The sequence below is a fragment of the Bacillus cereus genome (assembly GCF_002567495.1).
In the GTDB taxonomy this organism is placed as follows: domain Bacteria; phylum Bacillota; class Bacilli; order Bacillales; family Bacillaceae_G; genus Bacillus_A; species Bacillus_A cereus_AQ.
In genome coordinates this window covers 42,013-57,952 of sequence record NZ_NVAP01000028.1, presented here as the reverse complement: position 1 = coordinate 57,952, position 15,940 = coordinate 42,013, and the positions used below count along the sequence as shown (strand labels likewise).

The window sequence follows — 15,940 nt, the reverse complement described above, 5'->3', positions numbered from 1 at the left end:
TCCTTATAATCTTCATACATAAAACAAAAACGTGACATCCTATTAAATACGCTATACTAATTATTGAAAGGAGGTCTTTATCATGTCCATTAATTTTCATGATGCACATAATAAGTACACATATGCATCAAGAAACGCTCATATTTCTTGGGGTGAAATGGTAAAAAACATTACAGACATACAAAACAAACAAATAATTGATATTGGCTGCGGTGGCGGGATTTATACGAAAGAACTTGCTCTTATGGGAGCCAAAAATGTTGTTGGGCTTGATTTTTCAAAAGAAATATTACAAGCTGCAAAAGAAAATTGTAACAGCTTTCCAAACATTTCATTCATCCACGGTGATGCACATAATATCCCATGTTCTAATGAAACATTCGACATAGTTATTTCACGCGCAGTTATTCATCATTTACAAGACATCCCTACATTTTTACGTGAAGCTTCTCGTATATTAAAGAAAAACGGTGTACTTATTTTACAAGATCGAACGATTGAAGATTGTACAATTCCAGGAAGTCCCGAACACATTCGTGGATATTTTTTCTCTCTATTTCCAAAACTCATTGAAATAGAGTCAAAAAGACGACCAAAAACCAACACGATACAGAAAGAATTACAACAACATTCTCTTCACGTACTTCCAACACAAACACAATGGGAAGTACGAAAAATACATGAATCTGTAGAAGCACTGCTACAAGATTTATCTCCTCGAACAGGTCGATCCATTCTATACGAGTTAACAGATGATGAACTTTCTCAACTTCTACAACATATCCAGACCGCATTACAAAACATCTCTCCTATTATTGAAAGAGATCGGTGGACAATTTGGAGCGCCATGAAATTGTAAGGAAGGAAGCCTCACAAAATAATGTGAGGCTCCCTTTCTTTCATAATCTAATTTTGCAACACTCTTGATATCCTCCACTTCTGGCCTGTGCACTTCCACACTTCGGACATACTAAATATCTAGACTGATTTGTCAACAAACTACCTTTTTGAAAGAGTAAAACTTCTGCTTGTTTAAATGAACGCGAATAATATAACCACATAAAACCAATTATAGCAATAATGCCAAATAATACTCCCATCGCAAGCATTTCAGTCACCTCTTTTGGTTTGTTCTTTCCAGCAAGTGGATTGTTGTATTATTCTCTGTAAATTCAAACAATACCTTCTTTACTCCTATAAATATCAACTTTCTCTATAAATTTTACAATTCTCCGCAAATTTTTACCCCCGTTTTACAATTCGTCATTCCCTTTACAACAACGAATATCCCTTTCAATATTTCCGTATATAAATATACCTTTCAAAAAATATATTGACTTTCAAAAAAAAAAATGCAACAATACTGTCAGAATACTTGAATAAAAATTCATTGACGAGAACGAGTACGTTATAGAACTGTTCCCCAGAGAGTTGGCGATTTGCTGAAAGCCAACGTTCAGTGCGTAACCGAAAATCATCTCCGAGAAGTAGAACCGAATGTTACAGTAAGTTCTTACCGGCTGTCCCCCGTTACAAGGAACACGTATCATGTTGTACGTTGCAAAGCCGTATACATATAGATTTATTTCTACATGTGTAAATTAGGGTGGTATCGCGGGTAAATATAACTCGTCCCTTTCTTTAGGGACGAGTTTTTTGTGTTCTTACAAATGCATTTAAAAAAGGAGGAAAAACAATGAACACTGTATCAAAAAAACATATTTTTTTCACGGGTCTTATGCTATTTTCTTTATTTTTTGGGGCAGGTAATTTAATTTTCCCTCCCATGCTTGGGCAAAACGCAGGCGAAAACTTTTGGCCTGCAATGATTGGATTTTTACTAACAGGAGTCGGTTTACCATTATTAACTGTTATCGCAATTTCTCTATCAGGAAATGGAATGCAGCAGCTTGCAAGTCATGTTCATCCATTATTCGGAATATTCTTTACGGTAGTTGTATACATTGCCATTGGTCCATCCATGGGCATCCCACGTGTTGCGAATGTCGCTTATGAAATGGGTGTTAGTTCTTTCTTACCAGAAACAATTCGCTCTAGCAGCCTAGCGCTATTTGTATATACAATCATATTCTTTGCTATCGTATTTTGGCTGAGTTTGAATCCATCTAAACTGGTTGATCGTATCGGAAATATATTAACACCTATTTTATTACTCTCTATTTTCTTATTGTTTGTTAAAAGTGTATTTACACCACTTGGGCAATCAGGACCAGCAATGCAAGAGTATCAAACTTCTCCAATCTTCAAAGGCTTCATGGAAGGATACTTAACGATGGATACCATTTCAGCGCTTGCATTCGGAATTATCGTTGTAAATGCAATTCGCTCTAAAGGTGTGAATGATCGTAAATCTATTGCCATCGCAACAGCAAAAGCAGGGCTTATTGCCGCTACTGGTCTCGTACTTGTATATGGTGCACTTGGCTGGCTCGGTACAACTAGTGTCTCCCTTGGATACGCACAGAATGGTGGACAGCTACTTACTGTTATCGTACAACAATTATTTGGCCCATACGGTTTGCTCCTATTATCTCTTATCGTTACACTTGCTTGTTTAACGACATGCGTTGGACTCGTATCTGCATGCAGCCAATATTTTTCAACATTATTGACTACATTTTCATACAAAACGTTCGCGAGTATCATTTGCGCATTAGGATTATTCGTTGCCAACTTAGGTTTAACAAAAATTATCGCAATCTCTGTTCCAATTCTACTTGTTGTATATCCAATTGCGATTGTACTCGTACTACTATCGTTACTTCATAAATACTTCGGTGGATATCGCTCTGTTTATGTAGGTGCTTTAATCGGAGCAGCAGTTGTGAGCGTATTTGATGGATTAAAACAAGGCGGTATTCCAGTCTCGTTTATCACGTCCAACTTTGAATTTATTCCTTTATATAACGAAGGAATAGGCTGGCTATTACCAGCATTAGCCGGAGCACTTATCGGATTTACTATCGCTAAACTAAGCGGTGCTAAAAAAGTTCCCTTAATAACCGAAGCAAAAGCATCCTAAAAAAACTCCCGAAAGGGAGTTTTTTTACATTTGATAAGCAGTATGATTAAAACTACTTATTTTATACGCTTTCGTATAATATTCAATATTCGTATCAACTGTTTCTACCTTAACAACATCATAGCAGTCTTCTTGCTTTACTAAAAATAAATAGTACTCTTCTGTCGCCTCAATAATTGCAATTTTATCTGTTTCAACATTATATTTTTCACAAAGCGCTTGTAATGCGTTCACATAATCCCCTAATTTTTTAGACTTATCCATTCCGAATATAGTTTGAACTAACATATACATTCTCCCCTTTGTATGTACTGTTAACAACTTAATGATAACGCTTACATTTATTGGCGTCAATAAAAAGATTTGATGCAAACTAATAATCAATGGGGATAGTCCCCCACTGATTAAAGTTTCACTTTATCATTTCGTCAATTGGTGTCTAAACGCATAAATAACCGCCTGAGTACGATCACTTACATTCAATTTATTTAATATATTACTCACATGTGTCTTTACCGTTTTCAGTGCAATAAATAACTCATCCGCAATCTCTTGATTACTTTTTCCCTCTGCAATTAATAACAAAATTTCAGACTCTCTTTCTGTTAACTCCTCATGCAAAGGTTGTTCTTTCTTCTGACGCATACGAGACATCATTTTACCAGTAACTTTTGGCTCTAATACCGTTTCTCCACCATAAGTAGCTCGTACAGCATCTGCAATATCACTTGCTCTTGATGTTTTTAATAAATAACTGGTCGCTCCAGCCTCAATAACCGGATACAATTTCTCATCATCTAAAAAGCTTGTTACAACTACAATTTTCGCTTCTGGCCATTCCTGAATAATAGCACGTGTTGCTTCAACCCCATCCATTTCATCCATCACGAGGTCCATTAAAATAATATCCGGTCTTAATTGCAGTGCTAATTCCGATCCTTTTCTTCCATTTTCAGCTTCCCCTACTACTTCAATATCTGGCTGTGTAGATAAATATGCCGATACACCCATACGAACCATTTCATGATCATCGACAAGCAATACTTTTATCATAATTCTCCCCCTCTCTCAATCATAATCGGTACTTTTACTTCTATTTGTGTACCTTTGGCCGGGAAACTAAGTACTTTTAGTGTCCCACCAATTTCATGAACGCGCTCTTGCATCGACCTTAAGCCATATGAACCAGCCTTATTAACGCCTACTTCAAACCCAACGCCGTCATCAATGATTTTTAAAATCGCATATTGATCAATTTTCCGAAGACGTACTTCTGTTTTCTTTGCCTTCGCATGTCGCAACGTGTTTGATAGCGCTTCTTGCACAATACGGAATAAATGATCTTCTACACCTTTTTTTAATTCTATTGGCTCAATAAGCCATTCAATTTTCATATGTTGTTTTCGCGATAATTCCGTTAATAATTCCTCTATACCCTCTGTTAGTTTCTTACCTTCTAACTGCACCGGGCGTAGATGAAGAAGCAATGCTCTCATTTCTGACTGTGCATTTACAACCATATTTTCAACAAGCTGCAACTGCTTTTTCGTCATTTCTGGAATTTCAGCTACTTGTTCATTAATAGCCGACATCATCATTGACATTGCAAAAAGCTGCTGACTTACAGAATCATGCAGCTCCCTCGCTAATCGATGCCTTTCCTGGGAAATCGCTTCTTGTCTCATCTCTTCATTCCAATGAGCTCGTTCATTCGTTACTTTTTGAAAGAGTCCAGCTTGCTCCTCTAATCGACGAGCAAGGCCAATTACTTTTCGTTCCACTTCATGAAATTCATCATCTGCAGTAAACGAAACATCGCTCGGAAAATTCCCTCGCTCTACCTCAAATAGAAAAGTATTTAATCCTTGTATACGCTGCTCTATATAGTAACCGATTGCATATCCTACAATTCCCCCGATAAGTAAACTTGTAGTCATAATAAACAAGCCAATTGGAACAGAAGCGATGGATTCCTTCCATAATAAATCATACACTTGTTGCTCACTTTTCCATACATATACAATGGTACAAATAAGTGCGATACTAACAGAGGACAACATAGAATAACGAATATACATCCACGAAATATTTTTTTGTTTTTTCATTATACTTTCCTCACTTCCGTATCGCCTACGACAAGCGAAGAAATAATTTTAATACGACGAGGAGCCTCTTTATACTGCTCTGTTCTAAATGTAACATTGCGGTTAAATCCTGTTTCTTCATGACCTGGCAGAAGCACACGTCCGACAATAACAGAATGATTTAAAGACAGTTCCATATCATATGGCACATATAAACGAATATTACCAACGACACCACGAATAACAATTACCGTCTCCCCTTCTGGGATCATAGCAGTTGTTAAATCTATTTCCACATCACAAGCACCATATTGAACATTAATATCCTCAAGTTCATAAATATGATCCATCATTCGTATATTCCCTACAAACATATTTTTTAAATACGGTTCTGTACGATATATTTGCTTCTCTTCGTCTATAATCCCTTTTTCTTTAATTTCAACCTTCATTGCTTTTTGCTGATGTCCTTGTTGAATCAGTTGATAACCAATTAAAGCTAAACAAGCAAATACGACAAGAACAAATGCTGCTGAAGAAAATAAGAAGAATAAAAATACAATACCACCAACAAATAAAAATACATTTCCCCGTACGTAACGATTCTTTTTACGATAATGCCTTCCAAACATAAGCATAATAAATGCAAAAATGAGACCACCTGGTTCAAAATGTCCAAGTATCATATCAAGAAAAAGACCGAATCCAAATATGATGAGGAGCATCCCCATTAATTGTGTTTTTGAAAAATGCTTCTTCATTTCAGCTCCCCCCCTTCTTTTCACATATACATAGAAGAAAAGGCATTGCTTTCCAACACCTTTTCTCCTATCACTATATCATAAGCCTGTTTTATAATATACTACAATTATTTTGATAACTCTTTCGTTAACGATACATCATTCTTTTCTTTCATGTCACGCTCAAGTTTTGCAATCTTCATATCAAATGTGTCTCGTTCGTGTTCTTCATTCATACGAATTTCTAAGTCGCGAATATGATCTTCTATTTCTTCAAAACGTAAGAACGGATTATTTTCATCCATTTTATGCATCGCAGTATTCATACGGCGATTTGCATGCGCCATATTTTCACGTGCCATTAATTCCATACGCTTTGCGTTCATTTCTTTTAATTTATTTTTCATTTCTGAAAGACGACGCTCTAACTCATCAATTTGCTCTACAACACCTGCATACATCTCTTCTAATCGAGTTACTTGCCCTTCATAATACGCTACTTCTTCTAATGCACGTTCATGCAATTGTAATTCGCCTGCTTCTTGAGCAATGATAGCTTGCTTTGATCTTTTATTAACGAAATAACGTGCTTGCTCAAGCTCACGAGCGAAATTAGATTTTAATGTTTTATGACGCTGAATTAACTTCTCAATTTTTGTTGTTTCACGCTCACTATCTCGTAAATATTGGTTTAACATAGCGATTGGATTTTTTCTTTCTTTCTCATCTAACACATTATGAAAATCTGCTAAAATTGCATCGCGTACACGTCCGAATAAAGATTGTTTCATTATAATCTTCCTCTCTTCTACTTTATAATTTGATTTTATTTTATATTAGTTTTTCATTAACTTGTTCCACTCATCTTCAAAGTTGCTATATGGTTTAGAACTTTCTGGAGTAGAATCAACAACTACATCTTTTTCTTTTTTCCATTCACGATATCCGTAGTATAAAACTACTAATGCTGCGATACCGATTAATGCTGGGGAGTGAGAAAGTGCAATGGATAAACCGATTAAACCAACAATCCCCCAGGCTAACTTTCCAAAAAATGATTTAGCTCGCACAAATGATTTATAGCTCCAGTACACAACTCCTGCTCCGATTGCGAATCCTACAATACCAGCAAGACTACCAAGAGCAATTAAAGCCAAAATACCGGCCGCGATAAACGCTAGAAATTGTTTCATCTTGTGCTTGCCTCCCTTCGATTTGATACTCTTATCTTAACTATTTTTTCATTTTTCCATAACGAGCTTAAGAACCGTTTTTGACTCAGACTTAAGACCGAGTCGTATTCAGCCCTTTACGCAAAAAAACGTGCAGAGTCTATTCTCTGCACGGTTTTAATTACTAACGTTCATATTAAATTAAGCTGTTTTATGATACTCTTTTTTCTCAGCTACTTTCGAAAATCTTGGAAACCCAATTAAAATAGAAACAATCCCACATACTCCAACTAAAATTGGATAAAATGCATATGGTAACAATTCGACCGGAGATAACGCTGCAAATCCTGCTGCCGTTAACATTTGACCACCGTACGGAATTAATCCTTGCACACAACATGAGAAGAGATCTAATACACTCGCTGATTTACGAGGGTCTATTTCATATTGATCTGCAATGTTCTTCGCGAGCGGTCCTGTAAAGATAATCGAAATCGTATTATTCGCTGTACACATATTCGTCATACTTACTAAACCAGCAATACCAAATTCCGCTCCTTTTTTCGAGCGAATATTACGTGTTAGTACATTCATTAAATATTGAATACCACCATTATATTGGATTAATTCAACCATACCGCCAATTAATATAGCAAGTAGTACTAGCTCCATCATACCGCCCATTCCAGTCGTTACACTTTTAAAGAAACTTTCTAACGTGTAACTTCCATCTATAAGACCGATAACACCAGATAATACAGTTCCACCAGTTAATACAATAAGTACATTCCAACCAAGTAGCGCTGTAATAAGTACTCCTGCATACGGCAAAATCTTTATCCAATCAAAGCTATGCGCTTTAATTGCTGTGTCACTTCCTGAAGTAACTATTACTAATAGTATAATTGTAATAATAGCCGCTGGTAATACAATTAAAAAGTTCGTTTTAAACTTATCTTTCATTTCCGTTCCTTGTGAACGAACAGCTGCAATTGTTGTATCTGAAATAAATGATAAATTATCACCAAACATCGCTCCGCCAACAACAGTAGCCATCGCAAGTGCAATTGAGATATCAGTTTGACCACTTACACCTACAGCAATAGGTGCTAATGCTGCAATTGTTCCCATTGAAGTTCCCATCGCTAATGAAATAAATGCACCAATAACAAAGATTCCAGCTACGATAAATCCTGGCGGCAAAATAGTTAACGCTAAATTAACAGTTGAGTCTACTCCACCCATTCCTTTAGCAGTTTCAGAAAATGCACCTGCAAGCACAAAAATTAATACCATAATCATAATATCCGGATTTCCTGCACCTTTAGCGAACCGCTCGACTTTCACATTAAAACTTTCTTTACGATTCATCACTAATGCGACTCCTACAGCAATTGAAATCGCTACAAGTATCGGCAATTTATAGAAATCACCTGTAATAATTCCAGAACCAATAAATAGCGCCAAAAATATCCCAAGTGGTAATAATGCTAAACCATTTCCTCTCGTTTCTTTCAAAGTACCATCTCTCCCTAGTTTCAACCTTTTTTCTACTGAATAACAAAAGACCTCTTCCGACGAGAAGAGGTCTTATACATCTATAAGAAACACTCTTCTCATCTTTCAAGCACACGCTTGCTGGATTTGGCACAGCACTCTGAAATCGAGTCCGCTGCCGAGGCATCGTAGGGCCAGTCCCTCCGCCTCTCTTTATAAGAAGGTTTCATATTTATTTTTTAATAATAATTTCTTCCCTAACTTTACTCGCTTACAAAACAAAAGTCAATTATTTTTTGTATAGTTTTTTTTGGTAATTATACAAAAATTTGAATACAACAATCATTTTAATTTTTCAATTTCTTCTTCCAATATTGAAATCCAATAAAATTCACTATTTTTTATTGTTGCTAATATCCATTTCGTCGTGTACCAAGCTACCTCATACTCTTCCTTCGTGACATCGCCACTTTTATAAGCGTCCTCTAGCTCCTCTTCATCTAATACATACACCTTACCGCTGGGTAATAATACTACATCTAAATATAAATCATCAAAATACGGTAAACCACGGTCATCTATTTCATATTCTTTCGTCACATCAATATAATATTGCACTAAATTGTGCCTATCATCTAACATAGCTGTAATCGCAAAGTTCTTTCCATTAATAAAATATTGAACCCACGTATACCCATTACCTGCAATACAAATTTCTTTACCATCATATTCTTTACAACTAGGCTCTCTCACTTTTTTTATATTCAGTATTCCGAGCATTCCCTCTTCTACTTGCTTAACCGTATAACCCTTTTCTATTAGTCTCTTCCACGAAGAACCATCACCATATTTACGTTTCATTACGTCTGCTCCTCTTCTATATACAGAAAAGCTCCCACATATTATGTGAGAGCTAGTTCCTATTATAATTAAGCCGCTTGACCTTTTTCAGAAATCTCTTTCAAATAAGCTTGTCCTTTTTCAGCGTCATATTGACCTTCCCACTTAGACATAACTACAGCTGCTAAAGAGTTCCCTACAACGTTAACTGCCGTACGAGCCATATCTAAAATACGGTCAATACCAGCAATAAATGCTAAACCTTCAGCTGGAATACCTACTGTACCAAGTGTTGCTAATAATACAACGAACGATACGCCCGGTACACCTGCGATACCTTTTGATGTAACCATTAATACAAGTAATAATGTAATTTGTTGTGTAATGGATAATTCAATACCGTACATTTGCGCTAAGAAAATTGCTGCAATTGCTTGATATAAAGTTGATCCATCTAAATTAAATGAATAACCTGTCGGAATAACGAAAGATGTAATTGCTTTCGGACAACCGAATTTCTCCATTTTCTCCATGATTTTTGGTAAAACTGTTTCTGAACTTGCTGTAGAATATGCTAAGATCAGCTCGTCTTTTAAAATCTTAAAGAATTGGAAAATGTTAATTCCAAATAGTTTCGCTGTAAGTCCTAGTACGACTACAACGAAGAAAATCATCGCACCATATACAACTATGACTAATTTCCCTAATGGAATTAATGAAGATAAACCAAACGTCGAAACTGTTACACCAATTAATGCGAATACACCAAACGGTGCAAATTTCATAACTTGGTTAGTCACGTAAAACATCGCATCTGCTACACCTTGGAAAAATTGAAGAACCGGTCTTCCTCTTTCACCAATCGCCGCAACTCCTAAACCAAATAGTACAGAGAAGAAGATAATCGCAAGCATATCGCCCTCAACCAATGATTTCATAATATTCGTTGGAACGATATTCACAAATGTATCTGCAAACGAATGACTTTGTACTTGAGCTGTTGTTTCTGCATATTTAGAAATATCAGTCTTTGTTAATTGATCCATATTCACGCCTTTTCCTGGTTGGAAAATATTCGCTACCAGTAGACCAACAACAATTGCAATTGTTGTAATGATTTCAAAATAAAGAATTGTTTTCCCGCCTAGTCGGCCTAGTTTTTTAACATCGCCAACACCAGCAACTCCAACAACAATACTTGCTACAACAATCGGTACAACGATCATTTTAATTAATCGGATAAAAATATCACCAATTGGTTTTAGGTACCCTACAACTGTGCTATCGCCATAAAAAATTGCCCCCACCGCAATACCTAGGGCAAGTCCTATTAATATTTGCCATGCAAGTCCTATTCTTTTCATATTTGTTGTAACCCCCTCTTCGATGTTTCACTCTATCTCTCATTCTATCTCTATAAAACTTGAAATTAAGAGTATTACATATTATTCGACAATTCACTACATTTTGTCCCTGTTAAAAATCATAAATCAAAAATTAAAATCTGACAACAAAATAAGTTTGCCCGAACGCAAATAATTTTCTTGACAAAAATAAATCCCATGTCAGAAAACCTAACATGAGAACGATTCCTCACTAGTGTTTTAGTGGGTTCGTAATTAACATTTCACTATATGAAACGACTTTGTTTTTCCTTTATTTCACATCAACGAAAAAAAATATATCTTTGTTACGTGTATAAAAAATGTAACCAATATGATAATTATGTTCGAAAAATGATAAATTCCGACAAAACTTAGCAAAATTATAAAATTTTCTTTACATTATGATTACAACGATAGACACCCTTCTTCTTATGATATATAACATTCATAGGGAAAGGAGCCAGACAACTATGAAAAAGAAATTTGCAGCGTTTAGTGTTTTAGCAGCAGGAACGATTTTTGCTTCCCCATTACTTTCACCCGTACACGCTGAAACGAATCAAGATAAATTATCTAATATTCAATCTGAATTAGAAGGCAAACAAAGTGACTTACAAAATAAATCAGCCCAGAAAGAACAAATAGAAAAAGAAATTCAAGAATTGCAGAAGAAAATCGATGAATTAACTACTTCTATTAATAAAAACGAATCTGAATTAAACGATACAAAAAAAGAAATTAGCAAAACACAACAAGTAATTACTGACAAAAAGAAACATATAGAACAATTACAAACAAACATAGATACACGTCAGGAAGTTATTAAACAACGACTACAATCTATGCAAGAAAAACCTCGCACAAATATCATTACAGAGGTATTAACAAATTCCACAAACATTGCTGATCTTGTTGATAATATGTACTCTGTAAGTTTAATTTTAAACAACGATACAGATATCGTAAAAAAACAAACATCTGATCAAAATGCTGTAACGACAGAAAAAGAGGCTGTTGAGAAAAAAGAACAACAACTGAAAGAATCTGAGCAAAAACTAGAACAAAAACAGCAAGAATTACAAAATAACCAACAACAGCAACAAACTCTTATTAACGATCTACATACGAAAGTAGCACAAGTAGATTCAGAGATTGAAGGATTAGAAGAATCCAAAGGCATTTTAGAAAATCAGCGTCAAGCTGTTCAAAAAGCAATTGAAGAAGAAAAACGTGCCGAAGAAGCTCGTAAAGCGGAGGAAGCTCGCAAGGCAGAAGAGGCTCGCAAACAAGCTACTAAATCTGCTCAAGCAACTCAAGCAACTCAAACAACTCAAGCAGCCCCAACACCACATGATACAAATATCGGTGGCTTTATTAAACCGGCAGCTGGATCAAAAACTTCCGGGTTCGGTGTACGCTCTATAGATAACCATAAAGGAATCGATATCGCCGCTTCGGGAACGGTTCCAATTATCGCTGCTGCAGATGGCGTTGTTATTCGCTCAGAATTATCATCTAGTTACGGAAACGTAGTGTACTTATCCCACCGTATAAATGGAAAAACATATACGACAGTATATGCTCATATGAATAGCCGCTCTGTATCGAATGGACAAACTGTAAAACAAGGCGATCAGCTTGGATTTATGGGGAATACCGGCCAATCATACGGACAACATTTACACTTCGAACTTCATCTTGGAGAATGGAATGTCGGCAAGACAAACGCAGTTGATCCATCTCCTTATATCGGATTATAAAAAACCTCGGTGCCTACCGAGGTTTTTTATTTACACTTCACACACTATAGGCATTCTACATAGACTATAACTAAATGCCTATAGTTTACGGGGTGATCAATATGAATACACAATTACAACAAGAAATAGAAGAAGCTAGAGAGACGTATATTGGCCGGATATTTACATTTGGCGGCTCAGTTTTATTTTTAATCGGTTCATTCCTCGCAGTCATCACAGCCCATAAAGCATATAATCGTTTATTACATTCAGCAACGTCAGCATAAAAAAAAGACGGGAGATCCCCGTCTTTTTTTATGCAAACATTTTAAATACGCCTATAGCATTTAAAAATACAATTATTACAGTTACCGGAATAACATAACGAAGCAAGAAGAACCAAATGTTAAATAACGTTTTCCCTTTCGTTTCTGTCACTTCTAATTCTTTCATCAATAACTCTTTACTCATTTTATTTGGTACAAATAACGAAATAGCTAGTACTCCTAGTGGTAGCAATACATTACTTACCGAGAAATCGACTAAATCAAAGAATGTTTTCCCGAATATTTTCACGTCACTCATAATCCCAAATGATAACGCTGATGGAATACCGACCGCAAAAATAAGAATACCAATTAATAATGATGCTGACGGACGCTTCTTCTCATTACCTTTCGCAACAGATGCTACTACAATTTCAAGCATTGAAATGGCAGAAGTTAAAGTCGCAAAGAAGAATAAAATTAAAAACATAATAAAGAAAAATTGTCCAAATGGTATTTTTGCAAATACTGCCGGAAGGACGATAAACAGTAGTCCCGGTCCTTCAGTCGGTTTAACTCCTAATGCAAAAATCGCTGGGAAGATTGCTAATCCTGCAAGTACTGTAACAAAAACAGTTAAACTTACAATCGATGTTGCTGATTTCGCTAAATGTTCTTCTTTCTTTAAATAAGAACTATACGTTACCATTACGGATGCACCTACTGTTAGAGAGAAGAAAGATTGTCCCATCGCATATAAAACCGTATCTGCTGTAAGTTTTGAAAAATCTGGTTTTAAGAAGAACTCTACTCCAGCCAAAGCACCATCGAGTGTTAACGCACGAACAATAATCGCAATAAACAAAATAAATAATAGCGGCATCATATACTTACTTGCCTTTTCTATACCTTTCTCTACACCTTTACTTACAACAAAAATCGTACAAAGCATAAAGATAAATTGTGCTCCAATCGCACTTAGCGGATTTGAAATCGTTTCACCGAACAATTGTCCATAATCAGCTACTCCATTCCAGAAACTTCCTGTCACACTATAATATAAATAAAGTAAAATCCATCCACCTACAACACTATAAAAAGATAGTACACTAAAACAAGTAACAACTCCCATACGACCAATCCAAGGATATAATTTGCTATTTGGTACGAGTACTTTATAAGCTGTAACCGCCTCTTTTTGCGTGCTACGTCCAATAACAAACTCCGCTATTAGAAGAGGCATACCTATAAATAAAGTTAATAGTAAAAATACAAGGAAGAATGCACCTCCTCCTCCATTACCTGCAACATACGGAAATTTCCATATTGCACCAAGACCTACTGCGGCTCCGGCTGCTGCGAGTACAAAGCCTATTTTCGACGTCCATTGCTGTGTTTCTTTCATCATAAACTCTCCTTTTCTGAATATTTAAATTTTTGTTAATTATACACTTTCATTTCATACTCGCACACCTCCTTTAGAAAATAAAAAAGTCCCCTACACGCAAATATGCATGTAGAGGACGATATATGTAATGTAAATACCGTGGTACCACCTCAATTGGATTGATAAATCCCACTTGTTCAAGTACAGGAATAATTCCGATACTCTATCCTTTTAACGGCGGAACCCGGGTTGCCTACTACAATGTTCAACATACCTCTCGCAAGCCCATTCTGTATATTTTATCGTACCGGGCTCACACCTACCCCCAGCTCTCTGACCGCGTCAAATATACGTACTCTTCTTGCTCATCGATTTCATCTATTGAAGTTAATTGTGATTATAAATTATATTTTCATATTTGTAAAGCGCAATTTACTTTTTATTATTTTAAAACTTTCCCTTCTAATTCTTGTAAAAAACTTTCTCTTTTCCCCTCTTTTTGCACATATACTGATTTCAACACTTCTTGGAGTAATATATTTCGTTCCCTCTTTTCTAACTGTAAATCTTTTAACTTCACCCTTACTTCATATAAAAAATCTAAATATGATTCATATGCCTCATCATATTTATTTGCAATCTCATCTCGAATTTTTTTTGCGAGCTTCGGGCTCGCCCCCCCAGTAGAAACTGCTATATTAAGCAAACCGCGATGAATCGCTGCTGGAAAGTGAACATTACCACTTTCCGGATTTGTAATAACATTTACTAATTGATTCTCTGTGGCATCTTCAGCAACTTGTTCATTTAATATTGAATCACTACTCGCTGCAACAACTAAAAAAGCACCTTTAATATCACTTTTTTCATATTCTCTTTGATACCAACGAATTTTCTTTTCTTCCACAAGTTTTACTAAATTCGCATCCAATTCTGGACTTATCACAACTATATCCGCACCTTGTTTGAGTAAAGGAATAATTTTAAACCCTGCAACTTTCCCCCCGCCAATAACAACAACGCGTTTCTCATTAACTCGCACTGTAAGTGGATACATACTGATCTCCTTTCAATAACTCCGTCGTTTTCTGAATTAACATATCTTGAAACGCTTCATTCTTCCCTAGATATGGACTTATTTTTATCTCTTCCAATTCATATTGGCGCACTTCTTTCTCAATATGTTTCATAAGTAAACCTGTAAATAGCAGATAAGGTAGCACAATGATGTTCTCCACTTTCCGTTCTACAACTTCCTTCAATTTCTTCTCAAATTTCGGCTCCGCAGCTGCTAAATAACAAACCTCAACTTTTTTAATTTTCTCCTCGGCTTGAAATAAAGAAGCGATCCACTTTACATCTTGTAATACTTCAGGATCACTACTTCCTCTTGCAACGAGCAGAAGGGTCACTTCTGCCTTATCTTCCTGTTCAATACCACTTCCGTTATATACTGATTTTATAAGTGTTTCTGATACACCAAACGGATTACCATAAGTCACTTTAATATTCGGATATTGATTCTTGAGCTTTACCAATTCAAATGGAATATCTTTCTTCACATGACCTGCCGCTAATAAGAAAACAGGAATAGCAATAACCTCCGTGGCCCCACGCTTCACACATGTACGAAAACCTTCTTCAATAGAAGGATTCGCTAACTCTAAAAAACAAACTTCTTGAATAGTCGCTTCTATACGGCTCATGCACGATGTAATAAATTGAATTGCTTCTTCTTTCGCTGTCTTCAAACGACTTCCATGACATATATATAAGACGGCTTTCAT

At 35.9% G+C, this 15,940-nt stretch carries 17 protein-coding genes, 1 riboswitch and 2 other annotated features; of the genes, 4 read left to right on the top strand and 13 right to left on the bottom strand.

Annotated elements, in window-relative coordinates; genetic code table 11:
• Positions 1-82: 82 nt before the first annotated feature.
• Positions 83-859, top strand: a complete 777-nt coding sequence (locus tag COK05_RS13870) for a class I SAM-dependent methyltransferase (protein ID WP_098613030.1) — start codon at positions 83-85, stop codon at positions 857-859.
• A 40-nt stretch (positions 860-899) separates the two neighbouring features.
• Here COK05_RS13870 and COK05_RS13865 read toward each other — a convergent pair whose 3' ends face one another.
• Positions 900-1,109, bottom strand: coding sequence for a hypothetical protein (locus tag COK05_RS13865; protein WP_000880630.1), 210 nt, complete (start codon positions 1,107-1,109; stop codon positions 900-902).
• Between the two features lie 272 nt (positions 1,110-1,381).
• Positions 1,382-1,640: a binding site (T-box leader), on the top strand.
• Between the two features lie 56 nt (positions 1,641-1,696).
• On the opposite strand from COK05_RS13865, the gene brnQ3 reads away from it, so the two are divergent.
• A complete protein-coding gene (gene brnQ3 / locus COK05_RS13860; protein WP_098613029.1) occupies positions 1,697-3,043 on the top strand; it encodes a branched-chain amino acid transport system II carrier protein BrnQ3 in 1,347 nt (448 codons plus the stop codon).
• Between the two features lie 24 nt (positions 3,044-3,067).
• Here the strand turns inward: brnQ3 and COK05_RS13855 are convergent, their stop codons facing one another.
• The 9 genes from COK05_RS13855 to gltP all read right to left on the bottom strand — a co-directional run bounded on the left by COK05_RS13855 (position 3,068) and on the right by gltP (position 10,740).
• A complete protein-coding gene (locus COK05_RS13855; RefSeq protein WP_141539091.1) occupies positions 3,068-3,406 on the bottom strand; it encodes a DUF3922 domain-containing protein in 339 nt (112 codons plus the stop codon).
• Positions 3,407-3,463: 57 nt separating this feature from the next.
• The gene (locus tag COK05_RS13850; RefSeq protein WP_098613027.1) at positions 3,464-4,096 is read right to left on the bottom strand and encodes a response regulator; all 633 of its coding nucleotides are present in this window, start codon (positions 4,094-4,096) and stop codon (positions 3,464-3,466) included.
• The gene (locus COK05_RS13845; protein WP_098613026.1) at positions 4,093-5,148 is read right to left on the bottom strand and encodes a sensor histidine kinase; all 1,056 of its coding nucleotides are present in this window, start codon (positions 5,146-5,148) and stop codon (positions 4,093-4,095) included. The genes COK05_RS13850 and COK05_RS13845 overlap by 4 nt, the downstream gene beginning before the upstream one ends.
• Complete coding sequence (gene liaF / locus COK05_RS13840; RefSeq protein ID WP_098613025.1) at positions 5,148-5,888, bottom strand: cell wall-active antibiotics response protein LiaF; 741 nt, start codon at positions 5,886-5,888, stop codon at positions 5,148-5,150. The genes COK05_RS13845 and liaF overlap by 1 nt, the downstream gene beginning before the upstream one ends.
• 107 nt (positions 5,889-5,995) lie before the next feature.
• Positions 5,996-6,658 carry a PspA/IM30 family protein gene (locus COK05_RS13835; RefSeq protein WP_098613024.1) on the bottom strand — a complete coding sequence of 221 codons (663 nt, stop codon included), beginning with the start codon at positions 6,656-6,658 and terminating at the stop codon, positions 5,996-5,998.
• 45 nt (positions 6,659-6,703) lie between these two features.
• On the bottom strand, positions 6,704-7,060 hold the full coding sequence (locus COK05_RS13830) for a lmo0954 family membrane protein (protein WP_098613023.1): 357 nt from the start codon (positions 7,058-7,060) through the stop codon (positions 6,704-6,706).
• 180 nt (positions 7,061-7,240) lie between these two features.
• Positions 7,241-8,557: a Na+/H+ antiporter NhaC family protein gene (locus COK05_RS13825; RefSeq protein WP_098613022.1), complete on the bottom strand. Its 1,317-nt coding sequence runs from the start codon at positions 8,555-8,557 to the stop codon at positions 7,241-7,243.
• A 95-nt stretch (positions 8,558-8,652) separates the two neighbouring features.
• Positions 8,653-8,758, bottom strand: a riboswitch (SAM riboswitch).
• A 120-nt stretch (positions 8,759-8,878) separates the two neighbouring features.
• Positions 8,879-9,397, bottom strand: coding sequence for a DUF402 domain-containing protein (locus COK05_RS13820; RefSeq protein ID WP_098613021.1), 519 nt, complete (start codon positions 9,395-9,397; stop codon positions 8,879-8,881).
• Between the two features lie 68 nt (positions 9,398-9,465).
• Positions 9,466-10,740 carry a glutamate/aspartate:proton symporter GltP gene (gene gltP, locus COK05_RS13815; RefSeq protein ID WP_060489545.1) on the bottom strand — a complete coding sequence of 425 codons (1,275 nt, stop codon included), beginning with the start codon at positions 10,738-10,740 and terminating at the stop codon, positions 9,466-9,468.
• A gap of 491 nt (positions 10,741-11,231) precedes the next feature.
• On the opposite strand from gltP, the gene COK05_RS13810 reads away from it, so the two are divergent.
• Positions 11,232-12,521 carry a murein hydrolase activator EnvC family protein gene (locus COK05_RS13810; RefSeq protein ID WP_098613020.1) on the top strand — a complete coding sequence of 430 codons (1,290 nt, stop codon included), beginning with the start codon at positions 11,232-11,234 and terminating at the stop codon, positions 12,519-12,521.
• 101 nt (positions 12,522-12,622) lie between these two features.
• Positions 12,623-12,787 (top strand): hypothetical protein, encoded by a 165-nt coding sequence (locus COK05_RS31325; protein ID WP_176539439.1) that lies wholly within the window; start codon positions 12,623-12,625, stop codon positions 12,785-12,787.
• A 28-nt stretch (positions 12,788-12,815) separates the two neighbouring features.
• Here the strand turns inward: COK05_RS31325 and COK05_RS13805 are convergent, their stop codons facing one another.
• The 3 genes from COK05_RS13805 to COK05_RS13790 all read right to left on the bottom strand — a co-directional run bounded on the left by COK05_RS13805 (position 12,816) and on the right by COK05_RS13790 (position 15,940).
• Positions 12,816-14,171 (bottom strand): sodium-dependent transporter, encoded by a 1,356-nt coding sequence (locus COK05_RS13805; protein ID WP_141539089.1) that lies wholly within the window; start codon positions 14,169-14,171, stop codon positions 12,816-12,818.
• Positions 14,172-14,282: 111 nt separating this feature from the next.
• Positions 14,283-14,531, bottom strand: a binding site (T-box leader).
• 64 nt (positions 14,532-14,595) lie between these two features.
• The gene (locus COK05_RS13795; protein ID WP_098613018.1) at positions 14,596-15,210 is read right to left on the bottom strand and encodes an NAD(P)-binding protein; all 615 of its coding nucleotides are present in this window, start codon (positions 15,208-15,210) and stop codon (positions 14,596-14,598) included.
• Entirely contained in the window at positions 15,185-15,940 is a 756-nt protein-coding gene (locus COK05_RS13790; protein ID WP_098613017.1) for a sirohydrochlorin chelatase, read from the bottom strand. Before COK05_RS13790 ends, COK05_RS13795 begins: the two co-directional genes overlap by 26 nt.

Bases quoted from the DNA above. Each gene is read 5' to 3' on its own strand.
- COK05_RS13870 (WP_098613030.1), top strand. From the start codon at position 83: ATGTCCATTAATTTTCATGATGCACATAATAAGTACACATATGCATCA.
- COK05_RS13865 (WP_000880630.1), bottom strand. From the start codon at position 1,109: ATGCTTGCGATGGGAGTATTATTTGGCATTATTGCTATAATTGGTTTT.
- brnQ3 (WP_098613029.1), top strand. From the start codon at position 1,697: ATGAACACTGTATCAAAAAAACATATTTTTTTCACGGGTCTTATGCTA.
- COK05_RS13850 (WP_098613027.1), bottom strand. From the start codon at position 4,096: ATGATAAAAGTATTGCTTGTCGATGATCATGAAATGGTTCGTATGGGT.
- COK05_RS13845 (WP_098613026.1), bottom strand. From the start codon at position 5,148: ATGAAAAAACAAAAAAATATTTCGTGGATGTATATTCGTTATTCTATG.
- liaF (WP_098613025.1), bottom strand. From the start codon at position 5,888: ATGAAGAAGCATTTTTCAAAAACACAATTAATGGGGATGCTCCTCATC.
- COK05_RS13835 (WP_098613024.1), bottom strand. From the start codon at position 6,658: ATGAAACAATCTTTATTCGGACGTGTACGCGATGCAATTTTAGCAGAT.
- COK05_RS13830 (WP_098613023.1), bottom strand. From the start codon at position 7,060: ATGAAACAATTTCTAGCGTTTATCGCGGCCGGTATTTTGGCTTTAATT.
- COK05_RS13820 (WP_098613021.1), bottom strand. From the start codon at position 9,397: ATGAAACGTAAATATGGTGATGGTTCTTCGTGGAAGAGACTAATAGAA.
- gltP (WP_060489545.1), bottom strand. From the start codon at position 10,740: ATGAAAAGAATAGGACTTGCATGGCAAATATTAATAGGACTTGCCCTA.
- COK05_RS13810 (WP_098613020.1), top strand. From the start codon at position 11,232: ATGAAAAAGAAATTTGCAGCGTTTAGTGTTTTAGCAGCAGGAACGATT.
- COK05_RS31325 (WP_176539439.1), top strand. From the start codon at position 12,623: ATGAATACACAATTACAACAAGAAATAGAAGAAGCTAGAGAGACGTAT.
- COK05_RS13805 (WP_141539089.1), bottom strand. From the start codon at position 14,171: ATGAAAGAAACACAGCAATGGACGTCGAAAATAGGCTTTGTACTCGCA.
- COK05_RS13795 (WP_098613018.1), bottom strand. From the start codon at position 15,210: ATGTATCCACTTACAGTGCGAGTTAATGAGAAACGCGTTGTTGTTATT.
- COK05_RS13790 (WP_098613017.1), bottom strand. From the start codon at position 15,940: ATGAAAGCCGTCTTATATATATGTCATGGAAGTCGTTTGAAGACAGCG.